The organism is Brachybacterium sp. HMSC06H03 (genome assembly GCF_001807385.1).
Lineage (GTDB): Bacteria > Actinomycetota > Actinomycetes > Actinomycetales > Dermabacteraceae > Brachybacterium > Brachybacterium conglomeratum.
In genome coordinates, this window is sequence record NZ_KV788832.1 from 5,601 (window position 1) to 6,036 (window position 436).

The 436-nt window shown below is 71.8% G+C and carries 1 pseudogene; it reads left to right on the top strand.

Annotated elements, in window-relative coordinates:
* Positions 1 to 436, top strand: a pseudogene (locus HMPREF3159_RS17925) (glycosyl transferase family 1); the annotation flags it as partial.

The window sequence follows — 436 nt, forward strand, 5'->3', positions numbered from 1 at the left end:
CGAGCGCACCAACGTCTACGACGAGCACGTGGTGGTGCCCCGCCAGCAGGAGGAGCTCACCGCTGCGATCGAGAGCCCCTCGACCGAGGAGAAGCGCTGGGACGTCTGCGTGGTCTCCCAGCCGCGGGTGCTGCGGCGGATCCTCGCCTTCGTGCAGGAGCTCGTCCGCGAGCGGCCGGAGATGCGTGTCGTGATCGCCCCGCATCCCGCGCAGCGGACCATCATCGGGCGCGAGCTCGCCGCCGCCGGCCTCGAGGGGGCCGTGGACATCGCCGAGGAGGACACGCTGACCGCCATCACGCGCTCCGCGATGGCGGTAGGGACGTTCTCCACCTCGCTGTGGGAGTCCGCGGCGCTCGGCTGCTCGACGTTCGTGATCCCGGTGCCGGGCCACGAGGAGACCCTGCAGGACGTCGAGTCGGGCCTGTTCCGCCTC